1 protein-coding gene is annotated in these 510 nt (G+C 34.7%); it reads right to left on the bottom strand.

Annotated elements, in window-relative coordinates; genetic code table 11:
* On the bottom strand, window positions 1–450 hold a 450-nt coding region (locus A9G35_RS01775), incomplete at its 3' end, for an IS3 family transposase (protein ID WP_176701368.1).
* Between the last annotated feature and the right edge of the window lie 60 nt (window positions 451–510).

Genomic DNA, 510 nt, shown 5'->3' with positions numbered 1-510 from the left:
TAAATCTAATTTCGATAATGGCAGTTTAATTTGGCTTAATGCCGACATAACAAGCTCTGCTGTTTTATGTTGACCAACATGGTAACCGACAATCTGCCTATCGGATAAGTTCACTAAAACACATAAATAGTTCCAACGTTGCTTAACTTGAATATAGGTTAAATCCGCAACAACAATTTGTTTTTTATCACCTACATCAAATTGTCGTTGCAGGTGATTTTCTGTGGCGGTTTCATTCACTTCCGTATTGTGAGATTGATAACGTTTAACGGTGTATTTTGATACTAGCAATAAGGCTTTCATCACCCGAGCAATGTAACGGCGTGACACCCAAATATTCTCTTTTTGTAAATCAAAACGAATTCGTCTTGTACCATAAGACTGATAGCTCTGATTAAATAGCGTCACGATTTTATCGGCATAAAGCCCTACTGATTTTTGTCTATTCAATTTACACTGATAATAAGCATAATATCTTGATAATCCTAAATATTGACATAGCTTTGTTAT

The sequence above is a fragment of the Gilliamella sp. Choc5-1 genome (assembly GCF_001690595.1).
In the GTDB taxonomy this organism is placed as follows: Bacteria; Pseudomonadota; Gammaproteobacteria; order Enterobacterales; family Orbaceae; genus Gilliamella; species Gilliamella apicola_M.
This window is presented reverse-complemented; position numbering and strand designations above follow the sequence as displayed.